Raw genomic sequence first — 3,557 nt, 5'->3', positions numbered from 1 at the left:
GACCTTGAAGTCGTCGAAGGCGCCCTGGCCCCAGCGCAGGAACTGGTAGCGCTCCCTGTTGCGCTCGTACTCGATCTCGACGTTGCGCTCGAACGCCTCCGGGGTGCCGAAGACGTCGGCGATCACGGAGTGGTCGATGACCATCTCGGCGGGCGCGAGGGGGTTGATCTTGGACGGGTCGCCGCCCAGCTCGGCCATCGCCTCGCGCATGGTCGCGAGGTCGACCACGCACGGGACGCCGGTGAAGTCCTGCATGATCACGCGCGCCGGCGTGAACTGGATCTCCTTGTCGGGCTGGGCGTTCTCGTCCCACCCCGCGAGCGCCTTGATGTCGTCGGCGGTGATGTCCGCGCCGTCCTCCGTGCGCAGGAGGTTCTCGAGCAGCACCTTGAGGCTGAACGGCAGCGACGCGACGTCGAGCCCCTCGCCGGTGACCGCATCCAGGCGGAAGATCTCGTAGGACGTGCCGTCCACGTCCAAGGTGCTCTTGGCACCGAAGCTGTCCTGACTGGCCACAGCAGTCATCTCCTCTGACGTCTCGTCGTCTGCGCGTCTACCGGCTGCCATCCTGCCGCCGCGCGCGGGCGCGGCAAAAGGAAGGCTGCCCTAACCCCGTACCCGCAGGGGCGGACCCGATATCTCTTGATGTCAAGATACACGATACCAAGAGGGACCTGGTCGAGCTCCGTTGCCGCTCCGGCCGACGCCGACGTAGATTCCCGTCTTCGTGCGCACCTACCTCCGGCTCCTCGTCGCGGGGTTCCGGCGCCAGTCGACCTACCGGCTGGCCGCGCTCGGCGGGCTGGTCGCCAACACCACCTTCGGCCTGCTCAAGGTCGCGCTGCTCTTCGCCGCCGTCGACGCGGCCGGCGGCGAGCTGAGCGGGTACGACGCCGGCGAGATGAGCGCCTACATCTGGATCTCCCAGGGGCTGCTCGGGTCGGTGAACCTCTTCGGCCGCACGGACATGGCCGCCCGGATCAAGGACGGCGACGTCGCCGTCGACTTCCTGCGTCCGGTCGACGTGCACCTGGCCAGCGTCACCACCGAGGTCGGTCGCTCGGTCTTCGCCCTGCTCCCCCGCGGCCTGCCGTCGGTGCTCATCGGCGCCCTCGTGGTCGGCATGTCGCTCCCGGACGGTCCGGCCGCCTACGCACTCGGCGCGGTGAGCGTGCTGCTCGGGATCGTCGTCTCGGCGACCACGGTCTACCTCGTCGCGGTCGCCGGCTTCTGGCTCGTGGAGACCCGGGGCCTGGAGATCCTCTACATGGTCGTGTCCGGGTTCTTCGCCGGCCTGTTCGTCCCGATCCGGCTCTTCCCCGACTGGCTGCACGCGACGGCGAGCGCCACGCCGTTCCCCTCGATGATGATGTACCCCGTCGACGTGCTGTCCGGTCGCGTCGACGGCGCCGCCGCCCTGGGCCTGGTCGGGCTCCAGCTGCTGTGGCTCGCGGCCACCCTCGGTGCCGGGCAGCTCGCGACCCGGGCCGGCCGTCGTCGCCTGGAGGTGCAGGGTGGCTGACCTGGTCCAGCGCACAGCCCCCTACCGGGCCGTCCTCGCGTCGCGGATCCGCGCCCAGCGCAGCCACCGCGCCAGCTTCAGGCTCGACCTGTTCGGGTCCCTGCTCGTCGGGCTGGTCGAGCTCGCCGAGGTCTGGGTCGTCTTCAGCGCGGTCGGCAGCGCCGGGGGCATCGGGGGCCTCGACCTCTCCGCGATCGTGCTGGTCTTCGGCCTGGCCGAGCTCGGGTACTCGCTGGCCGACCTGGCGTTCGGCCACTGCGACGGCCTGCCCATCTACCTGCGCAGCGGCACGCTCGACGTCTTCTACCTGCGCCCCCAGCCGCTGCTGCTCCAGCTGGTCACCAGCGACATCAGCCTGCGCCGGCTGGCGCGGGCGTCGATCGGGGCGGTCGCCCTGGTCGTCGGACTGACGATCAACGACGTCACCTGGTCGCCGTCCTCGGTCGCGCTGCTCGTGCTGGCGGCGGCCAGCGGCATCGCGACGTTCGCGGCGATGTTCGTCTGGGCCGCGGGCGCGCAGTTCTACCTCATCGACGGGGCCGAGGCGACCAACGCGTTCGTGTACGGCGGCCGCTACGCCGCCACGCAGCCCGCCGCGGTCTGGAACCGGCCGCTCAAGGCGGTCTTCGGGTTCTTCTTCCCGATGGCGTTCACCGCCTACCTGCCGGTCGTCACGCTGCTCGGGCTCCCCGGGCCGGAGTGGATGCCCGGCTGGCTGGGCTGGTGCGCTCCACTCGGGGCGCTCTGGGCGTGGGTGCTCGCGCTGCTGACCTGGCGCGCGGGCGTGCGGCACTACCAAGGAGGCGGCGGGTGACCCCGAGATGACGGACGCGATCGTCGAGACCCACGACCTCGGCCGGGACTTCCGCGTCCGGGACGGGCTGCGGCGGCGCACGGTCGTGGCCGTCGACCGCCTGTCGGTCGCGATCACCCCGGGCGAGGCGGTCGGCTACATCGGTGCGAACGGCGCGGGCAAGTCGACCACGATCAAGATGCTCGCCGGCATCCTCGTCCCGACCCGCGGATCGATCACGACCTGCGGCCTGCGACCGGTCCCCGACCGGCGCCGGCTGGCCCACGAGCTCGGGGTGGTCTTCGGCCAGCGCTCGCAGCTGTGGTGGGACCTGCCGGTGCGCGAGTCGTTCCGCATCCTGGCCGCGATCCACACGCTGACCCCGGCCGCCGAGCGGTCCCGCACCGACGAGCTCGTCGACCGGCTCGAGCTGGCCGAGTTCCTCGGCACGCCCGTGCGGCAGCTCTCCCTCGGCCAGCGGATGCGTGCCGAGGTCGCCGCGGCGCTCCTCCACTCCCCTCGCCTGGTGGTCCTCGACGAGCCGACGATCGGCCTCGACGTCCTGTCCAAGCAGCGGCTGCGCGAGTTCCTCGTGGCCGAGCGGCACACCCACGGCACCACGCTGCTGCTCACCACCCACGACATGGGCGACGTCGAGCGGCTCTGCGACCGCATCCTGCTCGTCGACCGCGGGTCGCTGGTCTTCGACGGCACGCTCGCCGGTCTGTCGCGCACGGTGGGGGCCGAGCGGATCATGGTGGTCGACCTCGCCGCTCCGGTCGGCGACCTCGTCGACGTGCCCGAGACCCGGCACCTCGGCAGCGAGGGTTCGGGCATGCGGCAGCGCCTCGCCTTCGACCCCGAGGCCACGACGGCCGCGCTCGTGCTGGCCGCGGTCTCGGAGCGCGCCGAGGTGCTCGACCTCGCGATCGAGGAGCCGGACGTCGAGGAGGTTGTGCGGCGCGTCTACGCAGCTCGCCGGTGATCTTGCTCAGCGCGTGAGCAGCGCGACGCACTCCACGTGGTGGGTCATCGGGAACATGTCGAGCCCGCGCACCTGGCGCATCTGGTAGCCGAGCTTGGCGAACGTCGCGACGTCGCGGGCCAGGGCGGCCGGGTCGCAGGCGACGTAGGCGACCGCCCGCGGCGAGCGGGCGACGACCTGCTCGACGACGAGGGCGCGGGCCCCCTCGCGCGGCGGGTCGAGGACGACGAGGTCGACCGAGCCGTACGCCGCCGGCA

4 protein-coding genes and 1 pseudogene are annotated in these 3,557 nt (G+C 71.9%); 3 read left to right on the top strand and 2 right to left on the bottom strand.

Annotated elements, in window-relative coordinates; all coding sequences use genetic code 11:
• The coding region (locus tag Q0L15_RS02435) for an aconitase family protein (RefSeq protein WP_296601987.1) at positions 1–525 on the bottom strand (525 nt) is incomplete at its 3' end.
• Between the two features lie 202 nt (positions 526–727).
• Between Q0L15_RS02435 and Q0L15_RS02430 the strand changes: the two genes are divergently transcribed.
• Genes Q0L15_RS02430 through Q0L15_RS02420 form a run of 3 tightly spaced genes read left to right on the top strand, consistent with a single transcriptional unit; the run spans position 728 to position 3,300 of the window.
• Positions 728–1,522 carry an ABC-2 family transporter protein gene (locus tag Q0L15_RS02430; protein WP_296601986.1) on the top strand — a complete coding sequence of 265 codons (795 nt, stop codon included), beginning with the start codon at positions 728–730 and terminating at the stop codon, positions 1,520–1,522.
• Positions 1,515–2,336: an ABC-2 family transporter protein gene (locus Q0L15_RS02425; RefSeq protein ID WP_296601985.1), complete on the top strand. Its 822-nt coding sequence runs from the start codon at positions 1,515–1,517 to the stop codon at positions 2,334–2,336. Before Q0L15_RS02430 ends, Q0L15_RS02425 begins: the two co-directional genes overlap by 8 nt.
• Before the next feature lie 7 nt (positions 2,337–2,343).
• Positions 2,344–3,300 (top strand): ATP-binding cassette domain-containing protein, encoded by a 957-nt coding sequence (locus Q0L15_RS02420; protein ID WP_296601984.1) that lies wholly within the window; start codon positions 2,344–2,346, stop codon positions 3,298–3,300.
• 6 nt (positions 3,301–3,306) lie between these two features.
• Here Q0L15_RS02420 and Q0L15_RS02415 read toward each other — a convergent pair.
• Positions 3,307–3,557 (bottom strand): annotated as a pseudogene (locus Q0L15_RS02415) (class I SAM-dependent RNA methyltransferase); the annotation flags it as partial.

Origin of the sequence: Nocardioides sp., from assembly GCF_024509035.1 — a bacterium.
Taxonomy (GTDB): Bacteria; Actinomycetota; Actinomycetes; order Propionibacteriales; family Nocardioidaceae; genus Nocardioides.
Note: the sequence above shows the minus strand (reverse complement) of the source record. Positions and strands in the feature narration are given on the sequence as shown.